10 protein-coding genes and 11 pseudogenes are annotated in these 18,841 nt (G+C 72.0%); 11 read left to right on the plus strand and 10 right to left on the minus strand.

What is annotated here, in order from left to right; all coding sequences use genetic code 11:
* The first annotated feature begins 172 nt into the window (after positions 1 to 172).
* A complete protein-coding gene (locus tag RBJ77_RS54695; protein ID WP_372351857.1) occupies positions 173 to 517 on the plus strand; it encodes a hypothetical protein in 345 nt (114 codons plus the stop codon).
* Positions 518 to 1,715: 1,198 nt separating this feature from the next.
* Here RBJ77_RS54695 and RBJ77_RS54700 read toward each other — a convergent pair.
* The 3 genes and pseudogenes from RBJ77_RS54700 to RBJ77_RS54710 all read right to left on the minus strand — a co-directional run bounded on the left by RBJ77_RS54700 (position 1,716) and on the right by RBJ77_RS54710 (position 3,765).
* Positions 1,716 to 2,051, minus strand: a complete 336-nt coding sequence (locus RBJ77_RS54700) for a hypothetical protein (RefSeq protein WP_372351871.1) — start codon at positions 2,049 to 2,051, stop codon at positions 1,716 to 1,718.
* Between the two features lie 133 nt (positions 2,052 to 2,184).
* Positions 2,185 to 2,898: pseudogene (pepE, locus tag RBJ77_RS54705) on the minus strand (dipeptidase PepE); the annotation flags it as partial.
* A gap of 43 nt (positions 2,899 to 2,941) precedes the next feature.
* Positions 2,942 to 3,765, minus strand: a pseudogene (locus RBJ77_RS54710) (IclR family transcriptional regulator).
* Between the two features lie 353 nt (positions 3,766 to 4,118).
* Between RBJ77_RS54710 and RBJ77_RS54715 the strand changes: the two are divergent.
* The 8 genes and pseudogenes from RBJ77_RS54715 to RBJ77_RS54750 all read left to right on the plus strand — a co-directional run.
* A pseudogene (locus tag RBJ77_RS54715) lies at positions 4,119 to 4,448 on the plus strand (DUF1177 family protein); the annotation flags it as partial.
* 94 nt (positions 4,449 to 4,542) lie between these two features.
* Complete coding sequence (locus tag RBJ77_RS54720) at positions 4,543 to 4,719, plus strand: DUF1177 family protein (RefSeq protein ID WP_372351868.1); 177 nt, start codon at positions 4,543 to 4,545, stop codon at positions 4,717 to 4,719.
* Positions 4,720 to 5,134: 415 nt separating this feature from the next.
* Positions 5,135 to 5,428, plus strand: coding sequence for a hypothetical protein (locus RBJ77_RS54725; RefSeq protein ID WP_372351858.1), 294 nt, complete (start codon positions 5,135 to 5,137; stop codon positions 5,426 to 5,428).
* Between the two features lie 846 nt (positions 5,429 to 6,274).
* Positions 6,275 to 7,603 (plus strand): annotated as a pseudogene (locus tag RBJ77_RS54730) (M20/M25/M40 family metallo-hydrolase).
* Positions 7,604 to 7,806: 203 nt separating this feature from the next.
* Positions 7,807 to 8,295, plus strand: coding sequence for a hypothetical protein (locus tag RBJ77_RS54735; protein ID WP_372351869.1), 489 nt, complete (start codon positions 7,807 to 7,809; stop codon positions 8,293 to 8,295).
* Between the two features lie 100 nt (positions 8,296 to 8,395).
* Positions 8,396 to 9,336, plus strand: a pseudogene (locus tag RBJ77_RS54740) (N-acetylmuramoyl-L-alanine amidase).
* Positions 9,337 to 9,461: 125 nt separating this feature from the next.
* Positions 9,462 to 10,332: pseudogene (locus RBJ77_RS54745) on the plus strand (DUF5336 domain-containing protein).
* Between the two features lie 115 nt (positions 10,333 to 10,447).
* A pseudogene (locus RBJ77_RS54750) lies at positions 10,448 to 11,456 on the plus strand (LLM class F420-dependent oxidoreductase).
* Here RBJ77_RS54750 and RBJ77_RS54755 read toward each other — a convergent pair.
* A complete protein-coding gene (locus RBJ77_RS54755) occupies positions 11,446 to 12,096 on the minus strand; it encodes a hypothetical protein (RefSeq protein ID WP_372351859.1) in 651 nt (216 codons plus the stop codon). The pseudogene RBJ77_RS54750 and the gene RBJ77_RS54755 overlap by 11 nt on opposite strands.
* Positions 12,097 to 13,244: 1,148 nt before the next feature.
* Between RBJ77_RS54755 and RBJ77_RS54760 the strand changes: the two genes are divergently transcribed.
* Positions 13,245 to 13,673, plus strand: a complete 429-nt coding sequence (locus tag RBJ77_RS54760; protein WP_372351860.1) for a hypothetical protein — start codon at positions 13,245 to 13,247, stop codon at positions 13,671 to 13,673.
* A 187-nt stretch (positions 13,674 to 13,860) separates the two neighbouring features.
* Here the strand turns inward: RBJ77_RS54760 and RBJ77_RS54765 are convergent, their stop codons facing one another.
* The 3 genes and pseudogenes from RBJ77_RS54765 to RBJ77_RS54775 form a co-directional block, all read right to left on the minus strand.
* Positions 13,861 to 14,340: a hypothetical protein gene (locus RBJ77_RS54765; protein WP_372351861.1), complete on the minus strand. Its 480-nt coding sequence runs from the start codon at positions 14,338 to 14,340 to the stop codon at positions 13,861 to 13,863.
* 51 nt (positions 14,341 to 14,391) lie between these two features.
* Positions 14,392 to 14,517: a hypothetical protein gene (locus tag RBJ77_RS54770; protein ID WP_372351862.1), complete on the minus strand. Its 126-nt coding sequence runs from the start codon at positions 14,515 to 14,517 to the stop codon at positions 14,392 to 14,394.
* A gap of 724 nt (positions 14,518 to 15,241) precedes the next feature.
* Positions 15,242 to 15,794: pseudogene (locus RBJ77_RS54775) on the minus strand (hypothetical protein).
* Positions 15,795 to 15,947: 153 nt separating this feature from the next.
* On the opposite strand from RBJ77_RS54775, the pseudogene RBJ77_RS54780 reads away from it, so the two are divergent.
* Positions 15,948 to 16,247, plus strand: a pseudogene (locus RBJ77_RS54780) (hypothetical protein).
* 48 nt (positions 16,248 to 16,295) lie between these two features.
* On the opposite strand, the pseudogene RBJ77_RS54785 reads toward RBJ77_RS54780, so the two are convergent.
* The 3 genes and pseudogenes from RBJ77_RS54785 to RBJ77_RS54795 form a co-directional block, all read right to left on the minus strand.
* Positions 16,296 to 17,387, minus strand: a pseudogene (locus tag RBJ77_RS54785) (prenyltransferase).
* Positions 17,366 to 18,125: pseudogene (locus tag RBJ77_RS54790) on the minus strand (class I SAM-dependent methyltransferase); the annotation flags it as partial. The pseudogenes RBJ77_RS54790 and RBJ77_RS54785, both read right to left, overlap by 22 nt.
* A 461-nt stretch (positions 18,126 to 18,586) precedes the next feature.
* Positions 18,587 to 18,832: a hypothetical protein gene (locus tag RBJ77_RS54795; RefSeq protein WP_372351863.1), complete on the minus strand. Its 246-nt coding sequence runs from the start codon at positions 18,830 to 18,832 to the stop codon at positions 18,587 to 18,589.
* Positions 18,833 to 18,841 lie beyond the last annotated feature (9 nt).

Raw genomic sequence — 18,841 nt, forward strand, 5'->3', positions numbered from 1 at the left:
CTCGGGTTCGCCCTGTACCGCACGTACGCCGTGCCGAGCATCGGCCGGCCCTCGCCGGGACGGGCGAGTTCACCGGGCGGCCGCAGAAACGCTACGACGACACGGTGCTCATCCTCGACGCCATCGGCGAGCACGGCATGGAGTCCGAGCAGGGCGCACCGCGATCCGCCGGATGAACCAGATGCACCGCGCCTACGACATCCCCGACGACGACCTCCGCTACGTCCTGGCCACGTTCGTCGTCGTCCCGCGCTGGATCGACGACTACGGCTGGCGGAAGCTGTCCCCCGCACGAGGTGCGGGCGAGCACCAACTACTACGGGCTGGGACGACGATGAACATCTCCGGCATCGGAGACCTACGCCGGGTTCGAGACGCTCATGGACGACTACGAGCGCCGCCACTTCGCCTACGACAAGGGCGCGTTCGCGGTGTCGGAGGCGACCCTCGACCTGATGGCGTCCTTCTACTCCCGGCCCGTTCCGCGCGGCGATGCGCACGGCGTCCCTGTGCCTGATGGACCGCCGCTGCGCGCCGCGTTCGGCTACCAGGACCCGCCCGGCGCCGTCCAGGAGCGGTCCGCGGCGGGATACGGCTGCGCGGCCGGTTCGTCCGGCTGCTGCCGCCCGCCGCACGCCGCACCACGCCCGCGAGAGCCGCAACGTGCGGGGCTATCCGAACGGCTACTAAGGTGGCCGACCTCGGCACGTTCCCGAACGGCGCGGGCTGCCCGCGCGGAAACTCGAAGGACAAGCCAGGCCGGACAGTAGCCTCGCCCGTCATGAGCTGGCTGCCCGACGACTTCGTCCACCCGTCCACGTCCTCGTGCCCGGCACGGCACTGCACCTCCGCCCCGATCCGGGAGGCGGACGCCCTGATCGACCATCCTGCCGTGATGGGCTCCCGCGAGCGCCTGTGGAGATCTTCGGCCCCGCCTGGGCTGGCCTGCCGAGACGATGAGCTACGAGGCGGACCGGGTCGACCTGCTGCGGCACGAGATAGCGAGATCGCCGCGCACCAGTCGTTCAACTACGCGCCTCTGGACGAGGACGAGACCGCCCTCCCGGCTGCGTGTACATCGACCCGCCCGAGCGCGCCGTGCGCCGACGGCGAGATCTCCCTGGTGGGTGGTGGACGACCTCGTGGGCAGCGAGAGCAGTGAGCGCGCGCGGTCGACGCGCTGGTCCCCGCGCTGGATCGCCGCCGACTGGCCGTTCCGGCAGCCCCTGGGCTCATCGGCCGCGACATCGGCTGGCAGGACTGGCTGGCGCTGCCGCAGCTCCCGTAAGCGCGTCCCTGGCACGCCCTTGGCCCGTCCCTGCACGTCCTTGCCGGGCCACGGCAGCCCGGTGTCCCGCGCAGACCGCCGCGGGGCCTCGTGTCCTGCCGTTGCCCCGCGCGGACAATGAGGCCGGGGGCGGACGATGACGACACGGACGAGGGCCATGGCGCAGAGCACGCGGCCGAGGAGGAGCGGCGCGGACCGGCGGTCGGCGGGCGGGTGCGGAGCACCGGCGTCGCGCTGATCCCTGGCGTCCCTCGCGGCGGCGGTGCCTGGCGCCCTCGCGTTCGCGGGTGTGGCTGCCCCACGACCGGGGCGCTACCAGGCCTACGGCGCGGCCCCTGTCGTGCCAGGCGCACGCGCCGCGGCTGGACTGCTCGAGCATCTGGCACCTCACCGTCGTGGACGTGGTCGACGAGAGCTCGGGCAAGACTCAGCCGGCACGAGGCGACGCTGAAGGACGGCGACGCGGCGGGGCGAGGTCGACTTCGGCGACCCCGGCCCGCTCCTGGAGCGGCTGCGGAAGGACGACCGGGTCACCGCGACCGCCCGGCGCGGCGAGATCATGGCGCTCGACAAGCGACGGCGTCCGGCAGAACACCTCCGAGGGCGCCCCCGCGGCGACGAGCTCCAGATGAACGCCGCGCTGGGCACGGGCGCCGCGCTGCTCGCCGTGCAGACCTTCGTGCTCGGTGCGGTGCGCGCTCGGCCAGGCCGCGCGATCCGGCCCCTTCACCTGGGACCGGTACGGCGCGCGGCTGTTCTTCACGATCCTCGCCGTCACCTTTCGGGGTGGGACTGCCCGCCGTGTGCTGGGCATCCCGTGGTGGATCGTGCCTGTCGTCGCGGGTGCCCGTCGCGCTGGGCGCGGCGGTGCACTGGTACCGCAGGCCGTCGCGCTCGGCGTCGAACCCCGGCTCTGAGCCGAGGAGCCTGGACACGTCGGCGCCGACCGGAGTTCGCGCGGCCCGGCGCCGCGGCGGAACAGCCGGGCCGGGCGCCCGCCCTCCACCGTGGCGCGCTCCCCGTCGACCCGCAGCCACGAGCCCTCCCGGAGCCTGAGCACCGGCACGTCGTTCTCCTCCAGGAACTCGGGTGAGCCGCTCCTCGCGGGTCTCGCCCTTGTGCGTGGAGGACGGATCCAGGTCGAGGTAGTGCGGGTTGATCTGGAGGGGACCAGGCCCAGCGTCGCGAAGGACGGGGCTGCACGATCGGCATGTCGTTGGTCGTGCGCAGCGTCGGCGCGGCCATGTTGGTGCCCGCGCTGGCGCCCATGTACGGCAGACCGGCCCCCACCGCCTTGATCAGGGCGTCCTGCAGACCCGTGCGGTACAGCGCGCTCAGCAGCCGGAAGGAGTTGCCGCCCCGATGAACACGGCGTCCGCGGGAGGCCAGTCGGGCCAGCGGGTCGCCGCCCTCGTGGACGCCGGTGCACCCCTCGATCCCGGCGCCCTCCAGCGCGCGCGCGCACTTCGCCGTGGTCAGGCGTCGTGGTCGGCGAGCGCGTACGGCACGAACGCGAGGCGGGCCTGCGGCGGCAGGAAGCCGGTGACGGTGTCGAGGGCGTGCTCCAGGTAACCCCGGCCGTACTGGGTGGAGTTGGAGAGCAGCAGCAGATCTACGACAGGGTCGCTCCTATCAACGGGCGGTGCGGGTGGGTCAGTCGGTGGCGCGGGCGCGGCGGGTGCGCTGCGGCGGATGGGTGAGGCGGCGCCCAGGAGCCGGGCGGCCCGGCGCAGCGCGTCGAGGCGACTGTCAGGCCCGTCGGGAAGCGCGCCTCTGGCGGCGCCGAGGCTGAGGCTCCCGTACGGCTCGCGGCCGAGCGAAGACGGGGACGGCGACGGTGCCGATCCCGGCGTCGTACTCGCCGACCGTCCACGCGTACCCCTGCGCCCGGATGGCGAGGAACTCCCGCTCCAGCTCATCCGGTCTCGGTCTGCGTGCGTGCGCTCCGTGAAGCGGGCCATGGGGCGGCCCCGGAAGAGGCGGTGGCGCTGCTCGTCGGGGAGGAACGCGTAGTACGACTTGCTGGTGGCGCCCGCGTGCGCCGGGTACAGCTCGCCGACCAGCGGGTAGTAGCGCAGCGGTCCTTCCTCGCCCTCGACGGCGGCCACGCACCGCATGTGGAAGTTGTCGGGGAGGCAGGACTAGGACCGTGCCGCCGGTCGCGGCGCGCAGCTCCTCCAGGACCGGTCCGGCGAGCAGTTCCAGCGGGCCCGAGCGCTCCCAGAGCCGGCCGAGCGCAGCACCGCCGGGCCGATCCGGTACCGCCGCGTCGCCGGGTCGGAGACCAGGAAGCCGCGTCCGGCCAGCGTCGACAGCAGCGCTGCGCGACCGACGTGTCCCAGCCGAACTCGGCGGCGACCTCCGTCACGCCCCAGTCGGGGCGCGTCCGCTCGAAGGCCAGCAGCGCGAGCAGGGGCCCGGTCGACGGTCTGCAGCGCGCCGGCCGGGGTCTTCCGGTCGAGCGGGATCTCCGGCACGCCATCTCACCATCCAGACCTGAATTGCAATAACGGGAAACAGTTGCCGACAACGCTATCCGATCCCGAATCTGCTGTCAGCACCGGTGGAAACCGCGACCGGGCGCAGCGCAGTGAGAGGGACCCGCATGTTGAAGTACGTCCTCGACGTCGTCGAGCTGCTGGACGACCCCCGATGCCGACGGCAAGCGCGCCGTCGCCTATCTCGACTCGGTCGCGGGCCCTGAGGGCTCGGGCGCCGAGGTCACCACCGTCGACGGCGAGCGCGGGTCCACCGACTTCGTGCTGCGTCCGCATCAGGGGGCCAGGGCCGCAGCCGCGGCGGCAGCGCCCGCACGCTCGGTGTCGTCGGCCGCCTCGGCGGGGTCGGCGCCCGGCCCGAGATGACCGGCCTGGTCTCCGACGCGGACGGCGCCGCCGCCGCGCTCGCGACCGCCGCCAAGCTCCTCGACATGCGCCGCCGCGGCGACGTGCTCGACGGGGACGTGGTCGCCACGCACGTCTGCCCGGACGCGCCGACCGCGCCGCACGACCCGGTCCCGTTCATGGACTCGCCGGTCGACATCGCCACGATGAACCGGCACGAGGTGACCGAGGACATGGAGGCCGTGCCTCCATCGACACCTCACCAAGGGCAACCGCATCATCAACCACAAGGGCCTCGCCCTGTCCCCCCACCGTGAAGGAGGGTGGTGCTGCGGTGAGCGAGCAGCTCGGCGAGCTGCTCGCCGTCGTCACCGGTGAGCTGTTGGTCACGTACCCTGCACTACGCAGGACATCACCCCGTACGGTAACGGTGCACACCACATCACTTCGATCCTGCAGCCGGCCACGGCGACCGCCGCCCCGGTCGCCGCCTGCGGTCACTCTGGCCGCCGCGGTCGGCTGCCGACCGGCAGCAGCCAGCCACGCGACGACATCGCGGCCGCGGCATCCGGTCCTGCCGTCAGATGACCCACGCGGCCATCCCTGGCGGCGGGCGCCTCCCTTGACTTCCACGACGCCGCGGAGTTCGACGCTCCCGCGTGGAGCTGCCACGGCATCCGCTTCGCGCCCAATTCGGCAGTCCTTCGGCGGCGCATCCACGGGATGCCGCACGCCATGGCTACTCGCACAGCAGAAGAACGTGGGCAAAGCGGACGACCACGCGCCGTCCAGAGTCTTCGGGACAAGCGGTCGGCTTTCTGGACGATGCTGCTCCAGTGGCTCGCCCAGTCGGGGTCCATCTCGTAGCTTTCACGCTGGGCGCCACCATCGGCGTCGGCATGACCTTCGGCGACGCCTTCCTCGCCTCTCACACTGGGCGCGGTCATCCTCGAAGTCGTGATCTTCCTGATCGGCATGGCGGGCATGCGCGAGGGGGCTCGCGATGCCGCTGCTGACCCGCTGGGTCGGCTTCGGGCGCAACGGCTCGGCGCTCGTCAGCTTTCGTCATCGCGGTCAGCCTGGTGGGCTGGTTCGGCGTACAGAACACGATCTTCGGCAACAGCGTCTCGTCGCTCAGTCGGCGGCCCTGTCGTACCGGGCTGCGTGCGTCGTCGCGGGCCTGGCCATCACGGTCCTGGTCATCTTCGGCTCGCGCATATGGCGATCTCAGCGAAAGATCGTGACGCCCTCTTCGCGATGGTCGCTCTGGTCCGTGGATCGACGCGCCTGGGCGTGAGCACTCGCTCGGCGACCTCGATCTGCCTCCCTGCCGCCCGGCCAGGCCATATCCCGCCTGGTCGCCGCGACCGCCATCGCGGGCGGCTGCATGACGGGCGCGATCGTCGCCCCGGAGATGACCCCGCAACAAGAAGGGCAGCCACGTCTTCCCCGCAGAGACGCGCGTCCTCGGCGATGCTCCTCCGAGCGGCGATCGTCGGCCCGACCGGCGCCCTCGGCCACATGAAGTCAAGAGCACCGAGGTCTCGCAGATCGTGCCTCCACGTCCGGCGTCTTCGGCGTCCTCTGCTCGTCCTGATGTTTCGACCGCGAAGATCAACGACTGGAACCCTGTACGGCCTCCTCGCCTCGGCGTCGTCAACTTCTTCCAGGCCAGTTCTTCAAGAAGCGCCTGCGCGCGGCGCCGTCACCATCGCCCTCGGCATCGCGGGCACCGTCCTGTCGGCGGTCGGCATCATGAACCCACTTCACCGACTTCCCTGGACGGTCCTCGGCGTGGCCATATCCCGGCCCACCGGCGGCATCGTCGTCGCCGCCGAGTACCGCGGTGCGCGCCGGATGCGCGTCGCCTCGATTTACGACTCGGAGGCGGGCACGCCGCCCACCATACGCCCTCGCACTCCGGGTGCCGATGTCCCCGTCATCAATCTGGGCCGCGGCCTTCTGCGTCGGCAAAGTTCTACCGACGGCAGGCATCCCGGCCCTGGAACTCCCTCGGCCACCGCGTCCCGTCCTCTTGGCTACCGTGCCTCGGCCTGCCTCGGCTGGGTCAGGACGTGTACGGCACCACCACCCTGGCGGACGACGAGGGACGCGCCTCCCCGCCGCCGCCGAGCAGACCCCCGTGGAGCGGTGCACGACCACCCTTGCTTCCGAGGACGCCCAGCGCGAGGTCGTCGAGCTCTGCGCGCCGAGCTGATCCGCTTCGACACGTCGAACCCGACGAGCGACGAGCGGCCTGCGCCTGCTGGGTCGAGGGCCGGCTGGCTGAGGCCGGCATCGCGTCCGAGTTCGTCGAGAGCGCGCCCGGGCTCGGGCCAGCGCGTCATGCCCGTACGAGGGCGCCGATCGCTCGCGCTGGTGCGCCCCGCTCCCGTCCACGGTCATCTGACGTCGTCCCGGCCGACGCGGCCGAGTGGCAGGTGCCGCCGTTCTCCGGCGATATCCGCGACGGCTACTCCTGTGGGCCGCGGCGCCATCGATATGAAGGACACGGTCGCCGTGATGCTGGCGACCGCCCGGCACTTCGCGCGGACGGGCACGAAGCCGTCGCGCGACCTGCGCTCGCGTTCCCTCGCGGACGAGGAAGCAGGGGCAAGTTCGGCGCACCCGGCTCGTCGAGCACCGGCCCGACCTGTTCGAGGGCGTCACCGAGGCGATCGGCGAGGGCGGCGGGCTTCGTACGCGCTCGACGACACCCGGCGCCTCTACCCGATCGGAGAACGCGCAGCGCGGCATGGCCTGATGGAGCTGACCGCGAACGGCCGGGCCGGGCACGGATCGTCGCCGAACGACGAGAACGCCGTCACGGACCTCGCCGAGTCCTCACCCGCATCGGCCGCCACACGTTCCCCCGTCCGTCTCATCGAGCCGGTGCGCGCCCTGCTCCAGGAGGCCGCCGACCTCAAGGGCGTGGAAGCTCGACTTCGGGAGGCGGAGGACCTGACGCCGAACTGGCTAGCTGGGTCACGTCGCCGACTTCATGCAGGTGGTGCTCCGCAACTCCGCGAACCCGACCATGTTCACGGCCGGCTACCAGACGAACGTGATCCCGGGAAGGCGACGGCCCGCGTCGACGGCCGCTTCCCTGCCCGGCCACGAGCAGGAACTCGTCGACACCATCGACGCGTTGCTCCCTCGTCCATGTCTCCCGCGCGTGGGTCAACCACGACATCGCCATGGAGACGACGTTCGACGGCCCGCTCGTCGACGCCATGTGCGACGCGGTGCGCGCCGAGGACCCGGACGGCCACCTGGTCCCGTACTGCAACCCGGGCGGCACCGACGCCAAGGCCTTCACCTAAGCTGGGCATCCGCTGCTTCGGCTTCAAGGGCCTGAAGCTGCCGGCCGACCTCGACTACGGGCGCCTCTTCCACGGCGTCGACGAGCGGGTCCCGCTGGAGGGCTGCGCTTCGCGCGGGTGATGACGCCCGGCTGTGGCAGGGCTGCTGAGCGGCCGGCCGGCGGCGTACGGCAGCATGTGGGCATGACCACGACCAGCGCCCGTCCCGCCGCCGACGTCCTCGCCGCCTTCGAGAACGCCAAAGGTTCATGCCCCTCGGCGAGGGCCTGCGCTGTACGCCGCCGCGGTCGAGGCCGCGGCGCTCGGGCTGCCACTCCTGGAGGTCGGCACGTACCGCGGCCGCTCGACGATCCTGCTCGCCGACGCCGCCCGGGCCGCCGGGGTCACGGCCCTGACCGTGGACCACCACCGGGGCAGCGGAGCGAGCAGCCGGGCTGGGACTTCCACGACCCGGAGACCGTCGACCCGGCCGTCGGGCGCATGGACACACTGCCCACCTTCCGGCTGCACGCTGCACGCGGCGGGCCTGGAGGACCACGCGGTGGCACTGGTCGGAAGGTCCCCCGCAGGTCGCCAAGGTGTGGGGCGGCAGGCTCGGCCTCGTCTTCATCGACGGCGGGCCACACCGACGAGCACGCCACCGCCGACTACGAGGGGCTGGGCCCCGCACGTCGCCGACGGCGGGCTGCTCCTCATCCACGACGTGTTCCCCGTCGCGTACGACGAGTGGACGGGACAGGCACTGCGTGTACCAGCGGGCACTCGCGTCCGGGGCGTTTCACCGAGGTCTCGGTGTGCGACTCGTTGCGCGTCCTGCGCCGAACGGGCGCGGGGGATCTGAGGGCGCGGTTAGGCTCGCCTGGTGTCGTACGACGGTCCGGATCCCGATGGCTTTGATGACTACTACAACAACCTCGCGAACTCCGCACGTCCTGTCTGAACTGGCGGCCGATGCTGATCGCCTCGCCGCGCTCGTCCCCGACGAGCGCTCGCCGCGTGGCTGATCTGGCAGGTCGTGAGCGGTCCGGCCGAGAGCGAACCGCCGAAGGTGCTGCTCGGCCCCCGGTCAGTCGTCGACGTCGTCGGCGGCGTCGGCCGTCGCCGTCGGACGCGAAGGAGCCGAGCGCGTCGCCGCGCGCGCCGAAGTCGTCCGCGTCGCCGTCGAAGTCCGCGCCGAAGAAGTCGTCGAAGCCCGCGGGGGCGGCTCAGGGACCGCTCGCGGGGCAAGGTCGTCGTCATCGACCCGGGTCACAATCCGGGTAACTTTCGGCACCCGGCCGATATCAATCGCAGCGTGAACGTGGGCAACGGCTCCACGAGTGCGACACCACCGGGACGTCCACCAACGCCGGTTACACGGAAGCCCAGTTCACTCTGGACGTGGCGCCGCATGAAGGTCATCCTCGAACAGCAGGGCGCCACCGTGCAGTTGACGCAGAACGGTGACCGGGCCTGGGGCCCCTGCGTCGACGAGCGGGCGGATCGGCAACAGCGCCGAGGCCGATGCCGTGGTCTCGGTCCACGCGGGACGGTTCCCCGCCGCGGGCAACCGCGGCTTCCATGTGATCCTTCCCGCATCCATGCACGCGGGCGCCGCGAACACCCGTCCGATCGCCTCCTCGCGCGACTTTCGGCGAGCGGGTCGCGGGCAAGTTCCTCCAGGTCACGGGCAGCCCCCGTCAGAACTCATCGGCGGCGGCACCAGCCTGGACACCCGTAGTGACTCTGGGCGGACTCAATCTGTCGAAGGTTCCCAAGGTCTTCGTCGAATGTGGCAACATGCGGGACTCCCCAGGACGCGGGCCGGCTGACCTCCGGCTCCTGGCGGCGAAGGCGGCTCAGGGCCTGTCTGAGGGGAATCGTGAGTTTCCTGCGCGGGTGACCGTCACGCTATGGATCTCGGCAGACACCTCCAGTCGGCGGACGATAGTGTCCTCCGTACGATGAGGGCCACCCCGTGCTTGGCGCCGCCTCCTCCGAAGACGAGACGACTGAGAAGGACCTGAAGTGAATATCCGCTCCCTCACTCGAGGCGACGGCGTGGTGATCGGAGCAGCGGTGTTGCTGTTCATCGCCTCGTTCCTCGATATCTACTCCGCCGACGACGCTCCGGACAGCGTCGACTTCCCGAACGCGTGGGAAAGCGGCCCGATCCTGATGAGCGTCGTCCTCTCGGGGATCATCGGAGCCGTCCCTCATCGTGGTGGCCCGCGGTCTGCCGCAGCCGCGCAAGGTCGCCGGTCTCGACCTCGGCCAGTTCGGCGTCGCCGCCACGGTGTTCGCCGCGTGGGGCGCGCTCGCCAACATCTTCGACCCGTTCAGCGGCGTCAACAACCTCGGCAGTTCGAGCGACTCCGGTGTCGACGCCGGCATCGGCCTCATCCTCGCCCTCATCGCCACGCTGGTCATGGCCGCCGCGGCCGTCGCCACCCCCCTGGTCCCCCCGCCCCTCAAGGCGGGCCCCTCGTCGGTGCGCCGCGTCCGCAGCAGCCGCAGCCGTACGGCGGGCAGCCGCAGGGTGGTTACGGGTACCCGGGCGCCCAGCAGCCCGGCCCCCGGCCAGCCGTACGGTGCCCAGCCCGGCCAGCCCGGCCCGGGCCAGCCCTACGGCGGTCAGCCGCAGCAGGGCGCCGCTCCCGGCGCCGCGGCAGCCGTCGCAGGGGCGGGCAGCCGGGTGCGGCGGACTTCTCGCCGTTCTGGTTCGCCGTGCCGGTGCCGCGCCCGCTGTACGCGGAGGACGGCTCGCCGTCGCCGATCGCCGAACTGGCGCCCGGCACCTGGTACTTGGCCGTCGAGCAGCGCGGTCCCGGCCTGGTCGCGAGACGCAGGGCGGCCGTCGCGGCGTCCTCAGGACACCACCGGCATCCAGCGCGGCTGACGCGCCCGCCGAGCCGCAGAGGCCCCTCGCCCGTCTTCCGGGCGAGGGGCGCTTTTGCGTGCAGTCCCTCGGAGAAACAGACCTGACGCACCGTCAGTTGACCTGGAGGGCGCGCATGCGGCTAGGAAGTCGCACTCGGCTACTGCGCGGCGAACCCGGACCACCTCCAACTGGTGCGCGACGCGGAGGAGTTGGGCTACGACTCGGTCTGACCGCGGAATCGTGGGGCAGCGACGCGTTCACCCCCGCTCACCTGGTTCGCCGCGCACACGTCCCGGATCCGGCTGGGCACCGCCATCGCGCAGATGGCCGCCCTGCTCCCCACCACGACCGCCATGCACGCGCTCACCCTCGACCATCTGTCGGGCGGGCGGATGATGCTCGGGCTCGGCCTGTGCCCGGGCCGCAGGTCGTCGAGGGCTGGTACGGGCGGCCGTTCCCGAAGTCGCCGCTGACGGCCACCCGCGAGTACGTCGACGTCGTGCGGCAGGGTGCTGCGGCGCGAGGGGCCGGTGGATGTCGAGGGCCGGTTCCACTCCCATCCGTACCGGGGCGAGGACTGACCGGGCTCGGCAAGGCGCTGAAGCCGATCACCCACTCGCTGCGCGCCGATCTGCCGCTGCTGCTCGGCGCCGAGGGCCCGAAGAACATCGCGCAGACCACGCGGATCGCCGACGGCTGGCTGCCGCTGTACTGGTCGCCGACCCGGACCGACGTCTACGAGGCGTCCCTCACCGATCTTCGCGACGATTTCATGATCGCGCCGATGGCCCGTGCCAAGGTCTGCGACGACGTCGCCGAGGGGCTGCTGCCCGTCAAGGCGATGCTCGGCTTCTACATCGGCGGCATGGGACACGCGACCCGCAACTTCCACGCCGACCTGATGGCACGGATGGGGTACGAGGCCGAGGCGCGGCACATCCAGGAGCGCTGTTCGCCGAGGGGCGCGCGAGGAGGCGGTGCTCGCCGTGCCGGACGCGTTCGCCGACGAGATCTCGCTCGTCGGGCCCGCGGCAGCGGATCGCCGAGCGCCTCGACCTGTGGCGCAGGGGCCGGTGACGGACCTGCTGGTCCTGTCGCCCGACCCCCACACCCTCAAGGTGCTGGCCGGGCTCAACGCGTGAGCCGGGCCGCCCGTCTCAGCGGAATATGGCCACCGCGTCCAGCGTGAGCTCCGCCCGCCGCCGGGTTCCAGGCGCGTACCTTGCCGAGGCAGCGCGCCCGGAACTCGCCCGTGTAGTAGTCCTCGTTCTTCAGCTCCTCGGCGATGCCCTCCTTGAAACAGGTGACTCTTGACCTTGGCGCCGGAGTCCCGGCCGCCGTACGGGGCGTACAGGATGACGTCGTGGTCGGGCGTCTCGGTGGCGGTGAAGCGGCCCGTGACTCGAGACGAACTCGGTGGTCACCCTGGACAGGGGGAACTGGTGACCCGGCGCCCGCCTGCCCCTCCTCGGCGTCCTCGGCGTCCTCCGGTGAGCACGTGCGCGAGGCGCCGGGTGGGGTCAGCCGGCCGGTGGTCAGGTCCACGTCGACGACGTTGTCCTCCTTGCGGAGGGTGTCCATCAGCAGCCGGATGACCGTGATGGGCGTGATCTCCTTCAGATACGTGGTGAGCGTCTCCCGCGTCGTTGAGCCATCCAACTGGGCCCCTCCACGACCGGGGGACTCTGGGCCTTGGCGCCGATGCCGATGACTGGTCTTCGTCGACTCGGCGACCTCCTGTTCCATGGCCGCCAGGAAGCCGCTGGACTTGTAGAGGTTCATGATGCGCTGCTCGTGGAGGTAGAAGCACAGGCCGGGGATGGTGCCCCGGTTCGGGGCCCTGGCCGCGGCGCGCGCCGAGCGCGCGGGCCGCCGCGTACCGGACGACGACCAGGCAGAGCGCGGCGGTCACGCACCACAGGGCCATCTCGGGCCAGAGCCACAGGCTCCACCACGTACGGTCAAAGACACCCACGGATCTCCTTGAAGGCGTCGGAGAGGGAGGAGGACGGGGCGGCGGCGACGGTGCGGCCGCCGGTGTCCCAGGGCCGCGCGGCGCCAGTGCAGCCGTGTCGGCCTCGCCGATCGGGACCGGGTACGTCGGGGTCCGGGGCTGCCCGGCGGCGCGGGCCGTGAACTCGGCATAGCTGATGCCCGCGTTGCTGGCGCCGTCCGTCATCAGGACGATCGCGACGGGACGGCCGGGGTCCTCGGCGAGGGAGCGGGCCGCGACGGCGCGGCCGTGGTCCAGGGCCGACCAGACGGCCGTGGCGTTCGCGAAGTCGCCGCGCGCCACGAGGGAGTCGAGCGCGTCCAGGTCCCGCCGCCCGCGGACCGTGACCGTGCGCTCGTCGAGCACCGTGCCGCCGAACCGCACCACCGTGATCCGCTCGCCCCCGGTAGAAGCGGGCGAACTTGCCCGAGGCCGTCCGGTCGGCGCCGCTGAGTCCGGCGAACGCGGAGCGCAGCGCGGCGATCCGCGTGCCCCGCATGGACGTGGAGAAGTCCAGCAGGGAAGACGATGTGGTCGGAGGTGGCGCCGCGGGCCGGGTCGCCGTAGTCCGCGAGCAGCCGGTCGACGACGGAACGCCGGTCGGGGTAGGACAGGGCGTTGCCGATCGGCGCCCTCAGCTCGCGCACCCGCGGCAGGTCCTGGCCGGCCGGGCGGCGCCACGTGGTCCGCATCAGCCGCTGCTGCACGTCGGCGCCGAGCAGCCAGTCGACGACCTTGCGGTAGGCGTCGTGCCGGGCCGGGTCGAGCAGCAGCAGCGGGAAGTCGGACAGGACCGTGCCGTCCTCGGGCCGGGACGATGGTCAGCGGGTGTGCGAGGCGGCCCGCGGCGTTGAGGGCGAGCAGTTCGTTCTCGTGGGCGATGAGCGCGTCGGCGCGGTCGGGCCGACGGACGTAGGCGTCGATCAGGTCGGCGGTCGTGGGTCCCGTCATCACCTGGCCCGACTTGAACCCGCGCAGCCGGTCGCAGGACACGTCCTGGACGCGCAGGGCGCTCGCCGGTGCCGGCCGCCGCGGTGGCGACGCCGACGAGGGCGGCGCGGCCGGTGTCGCTGCGCCGGGGGTCCGGCATCCCGAAGCGGAGCGCGCCGTCGGCGGCGGCGTCGGCGAGGTCGGCCCAGGTCGGCGGCCGCCGCCGGTGCGGGCCCGCAGCCTGCGGGCCGCGTCGGCGTCGACTCCGACGACGACCGGCGAGCGCATGATCGTGGTGGACTCGGGGGCGGGCCCCGCCCTGCCGAGCCGCCTGGCGGGCGAGCAGGAAGGAGCGGTCGGAGGCGGGCCACGCCAGATCGTAGGAGGCACGGTCGGTGAGGTCGGGGGGTGGCGGTGTAGTCGATGTCGAGGGTGACACCGGTGTCGCGCGAGATCCTTCAACAGGGGCCGCACATCGGCGAGTTCGGGCCCGGCCAGGACCCTCAGGGTCACCTTGTCCGGGCCGCCGGAGCAGCCGCCCGCCGCCAGTACCGCGCACGCCAGGAGGAGCATGCAGACGGCGAGCGGGCCGTTCCTGCCCCTCGCGGCGGCCGCGTCCCCGCTCACTTCTGCGTCTCCTGCTGCGCTTCCTTCGGTACGGGCGGGCAGTTGCCGACCCGGTTGATGATGCGCTCCAGGTCGTCCAGGTGCGGGGGCGTCGACCTTGGTCCGGTCGGGATTCGGCGTGGGGACCTGTGATGCCGCGCGAGCGCAGGTAGTCGTTGAGCTGCCCGCTGGTGCCCGTCTCGCCGGAGAAGCGGACCCGGAAGCCCAGCTCGATGGCCCGTCGGCGCAGTTCGGGGTCGCTCTCCATGAGGTCGGTGAGCTCCGTTCCCCTGTCGTCGATCGCGATCAGCTCGGGCTCGGTGGGAGGGCCTGCGGCGTGGGTGGTAGAGCAGCACCCGGCTGGTGTCCTGCTCGTGGTGCCGGCGCTGGTGGGAGACCTGGTGGGCCAGGTACTGGTGCTCGTAGATGAGGGAGACCGGCGCGATGTTCTCGCCCTCGTCCGAGAAGTAGCTGTCGGCCTGCTCGTCCGCGGCCATGCCCTGGAGGTTGATGAGGGCTTGATGTCGTCGGCGACGGCGAGGACCGGGTCACCGGCCGCCTCGGGGCGGGTGCGGGGGCTGGGTGCCGGGGGCCTGGTTCCCGTTGCGGACGAAGGCGACGAGGCTGAGGTAGGTGCCCGCCGAGTTGGACTCGCAGACGCTGGAGGTGCGCACCCAGGACGCGGCCGCTGCTGCTGCGGCCGCGGGCCACCCTCGTCGTAAACGATGTCGTTCCAGGTCCTGCGGGCCTCGATCCGTTCGAGGAACGCGTCCATGCGCAGGTCGTAGTAGGGTGGGCCACCGCCCGGCGCCTTCTGCGGGGTCGCGACCCCGGCGCGCACGAGGGTCTGGGCGTAGTCCCGAACGTCCGAGCACGAGCGGGGTCACGAACGGCCGGGCCGTGCGCATCGAGCGAGCCTCGCGGGCCATGACCAGCTCTCGCCGCCGGCTGCCCCGACGGGAACACCACGTCCATGCCCTCGAAGGACTGCTCGGCGATGGCCGCGCGAGCGAGCCGGTGGATGTCGACGCGATGCCGTGCTTCAGCAGCAGGCGCTGGACCTCGGGGTCCTTGAAGTAGTCCGACTTGAGGCCATCTTGGCCTCGATGACGTCGATGCGGTCGAAGGGCCGCAGCGCGTTGCCCGTGACGGTGAGCGCGACGAGGCCGGCGACGGCCAGCGGCGTGGCTACCAGGATGTGCCACGGGTGACGTCGCTGGCCCCCCGCGCGCTCGCGTGGCGAGCCGGGGCTCCGTGACGGTGATGGGCGGTGCTGTGCCGTGGTCGGCCACCGGACTCTCCTGCCTCTCCCGGGGGCAGGATCATCAGGGACCACAGCGAACGGCGTGCGGCGGAGCGGCGAACTCCCAGGCGAACCACCCGTCACGAGACGGGAGGTCAATCCCCGTCAACTCCCCTCAGGAGCCGGCGAGTTGGGAGTGCCGACGGCACCTTGTCCGTCACTGTGGCACCGGCGCTCTTCCCGGCGCGTCCCTTGACGTTGTTGATGATGTCGTCGAACGACGAGGAGACCGAAAGTCGACGCCGTCGCCCTTGCGCAGCTTGCTCGGCAGGTCCTTCAGGGACTCGATGCCGGCCGCGAGCGGTGCGACCGCCTTGGAGAGCGTCGGGTCGCCCTCGGCGTTCTTCTACGGCGGCCTTCAGCCGGCTGTACGTGAAGGCGCCCGCGACACCGGCCTTGATCAGGGCGAACTTTCACGGCCGTCGGCGCCGTTCTTGAACTTGCCCGCGCGCCACGGCTTCACTGATCCACTGGTAGCTGGTCCCCGGCCGCGAGCCCGGCGTTCGCCCGACGAACCGGGTCTCCGCGAACTTCTGCCGCTCGGCGGAGCTGGTCGCCGTCGGGCTGGCGGCCGCGTCGCTGTCGTCTCCGCCGCACGCCGTGGTTCCGGCTGAGCAGGGCGCCGCACAGGAGGACGGCCACGACCATGCGGCGTACGGGCTGGGCGAAACTGGGTCACCACGGGTACCTCCGGGGCGGCTGGGGCTGCACTTCCTGCACGCGTCACCCTGAGGTCGGGCGCTGCGCCACCCGGGCGAGCCCGTCCGTGTTTCCCGGCGAAATCTGGGACAACCGAAATACATGTCTCCGAACCGGCACTACAGAGGCACCAACGAAGCAGCCCGCGTCATCATGATCGTCGCGGACGTCCTGGGCCGTGATCCCCTGGGACTGTGGATCCTGATGTACCTACTGGACGCGAACCGGGGCAACGACCTCGGTGCAGTTCGTCCACGACGCGGCGAGCTGGCTGGCCGGCTGGTCCCACGACCTCTTCACGTCCGACGAGGCGTGGGCGCGGGTGACGCCGGCTACGGCGCTCGTGCTGTCGCTCACCTGTTCGTCGGGCACGCCGTGGCGAACAGGATGCGCAGGTACTGACGAGCCAGGCCCCACTCGGCGAGAAGCTCCTCCCGCAACCGAGCGGAGCTACACGCAGCAATCCGGTTCGACGCCGGACGGGAGCAGCTCCGCCGAACACTCCGGCACGTCGCGTCGTCCCCGCCCAGCGCCGCCACGGCGAGCAGCACCGATCCTGCGGTCCACGTCGTAGTTCCTCGGGCCACACGGCCCGGTCCTCGAAGACGTAGCCGGTCCAGTAGGAGGCCGGTCCGCGATCCCTCAGGTGCTGGATGTCCTGGAGGATCGTGAGGGCACGGCCGGACTCGCCCATCGCCCAGAGGGCGAGGGCGAGTCGGCGCTCTCGCCGCCTCGTCACCCACGGGGTTGGGTGCACGACACAGCGCACCCCTGAGCCGCACGACGAGAACTTCTCCCAGTCGGCCTCGATCCGGTCTCGCCCCGGGCGCCGCGCAGCGCCGCCGAGCCACCGTAGTACCAGTCCATCAGTAGTGGCGGTTCTTGTCGAGGGAACCGCTCGGGGTGGCGCTGGATGGCGTGCCTCACGCGCGCCGAGCGCCAACTCCCAGTCGCTGCGGGATTCGACCGCGTCCCAGCGATGGCGAGTGCGCAGCCCAGCGCGTGGTGGGATCGACGAACTGCCGGTCAGCGCAGCGCGTCGTCGACGCGTCCCGTCCGCCTCGCGCTTCCAGCCGATCTGGCCGCCGGGCTGCTGCAGCGAGCACCCCACTCGACGGCTGACCGCACCGTCGGCCACATCCGGTCGAGGAACGCCTCGTCCCCCGTCGACAGTAGTGGTGCCAGACGCCCACGGCGACGTACGCGACGAAGTTGGACTCGCGGCCGCGGTCCGTGACGTCGCCGGCGTCGCCGTCCTGGTAGGCGGCGTACCAGGACCCGTCGTCGTTCTGGTGCCGGCCGAGCCAGTCGTAGGGCGCGCTCGGCGGCCTCGTGCTCGCCGGCCACGTCGAGCGCCATCGCGGCCTCGGTGTGGTCCCACGGGTCGAGGTGGTGGCCGCGGAACCAGGGTATGGCTCCGCCGGAGCGCTGCACGGCGAGCAGCCCGCGAATCGTCTGTGCGGCCTGATCGGCCGTCAGGACGCCTGGGAGGACGAGGAGTTCGGTCCGCTCCGGACTGCTCACGCAGCGCCCTGCTGGCATCGCTTCTTCGGCTGGTTCGGCAGGTGCGGCAGGTGCGGCTTCGTGGCGTACGCGACGAAGCTCTTGCCATGACCGGGTTGAGCAGCTGCTCGGCGACCCGGGTCAGGGCGGGCTTCTTCATGATGTCCCAGACCAGGGAGCTTGTGGTACGCCTTGACCGGCAGCGCCTTGTCGTTGTCGACGCCGAACGCACTTGAGCCACCAGTACGGCGAGTGCAGCGCGTGGGCGCGGTGGGTGCCGTACGGCTTGGGCTGCCTGCGCATCCGGCCGAGCAGCTCATCGGCCTTGCTAGTGCGTGGATGTGGCCGCCCTCGACCTCGTGGTACGCGTCGGAGAGCGCCCAGCAGACCTTCTCGGGTCCGTAGCGCGGGACGGTGACAGCGGCGATGCGGCCGCCCGGCTTGAGGACGCGCACCATCTCGGCGAGCACACCCTTGTCGTCGGGGATGTGCTCCATCACCTCACTGATGATGACGACGTCGAACGACTCGTCGGGGAAGGGGAGTTGGAGCGCGTCGCCCCTCCATGGCCGTCGCGGTGGCGCCCTGCGGGGGCCTCGCCGGCCTCCTTCATGGCGGCGAACCACTGGCGACCCCGGCGATCTCCTCGGCGTTCTGGTCGAGCGCGACGACCTGCGCCCCGCGCCGGTAGCACTCGAAGGCGTGCCGTCCGGCCCCGCACCCGAGATCGAGTACGCGGTCGCCCGCGGCGAGCGGAAGCGGGGTGAAGTCGACGGTCCCGCGCGTGGCCCCTGCTTTCCTGAGCGGCTTTCCCTGGTGAGGTCGTACGTGAGGTGGGGGCGGCGGAGCGCCGCGGCGCGACGTCCATGGCCGCGCGGGTACAGCTCGGCGGTGCTCCCCGGGCGGCGCGCGGCCCGATGAAGCGCTCCAGGACCCGGGCGCGGCCCGCGGCGCCGAGTCCCGGCCCGCAGCCTCGCGCCGCGAGGCCGCTCTAGGCCCGCGGCGAGGGCGCCCGCGTCACCGGTCGGCACGGCCAGGCAGGTCCCCGTCCGGCCCGGCGACTTCGGGACGTCGCCGCCGGTGGCGACGAGCGGGGTGCCGGTGGCCATGGCCTCGCGGCGGGCAGCGAAGCCTTCGTAGAGGGGAGGGCACGCACGCGACCTGCGGACCGCACCAGGTCGACGAGCTCCCTGGTCGGTGATGCCCCGACGAGACCGGATGGCGCCTTCCAGGCGCCGCTACCGCTCGATAGCCGCGGCTGACCAGGCCGTCCTCCGGCGCGTGCCGACGACGACGAGGGTGCGCGTCCGGGTGCTCGGGCCCGCACCCCGGCGAGCGCCCTCGACGAGAAAGACGAGTCCCTTGAGGACGTCGGCGCTGGAGGTCGTCACGATCCGGCCGGGCACCTCCCGCCACGGCGGGATCCGGCGAGAAGATCGCGTGTCGGCGCCGACGTGGACGACGCTGATCCGGTCCCGGCGCACTCCGAGGTG

Source organism: Streptomyces sp. KL116D (assembly GCF_030766975.1).
GTDB classification, from domain to species: Bacteria; Actinomycetota; Actinomycetes; order Streptomycetales; family Streptomycetaceae; genus Streptomyces; species Streptomyces longispororuber_A.

Coding starts and splice junctions, on each gene's coding strand:
- RBJ77_RS54755 (WP_372351859.1), bottom strand. CDS start 12,096: ATGAACCTCTACAAGTCCAGCGGCTTCCTGGCGGCCATGGAACAGGAG.
- RBJ77_RS54765 (WP_372351861.1), bottom strand. CDS start 14,340: ATGGCCGCGGACGAGCAGGCCGACAGCTACTTCTCGGACGAGGGCGAG.
- RBJ77_RS54695 (WP_372351857.1), top strand. CDS start 173: ATGAACCAGATGCACCGCGCCTACGACATCCCCGACGACGACCTCCGC.
- RBJ77_RS54725 (WP_372351858.1), top strand. CDS start 5,135: ATGCCGCTGCTGACCCGCTGGGTCGGCTTCGGGCGCAACGGCTCGGCG.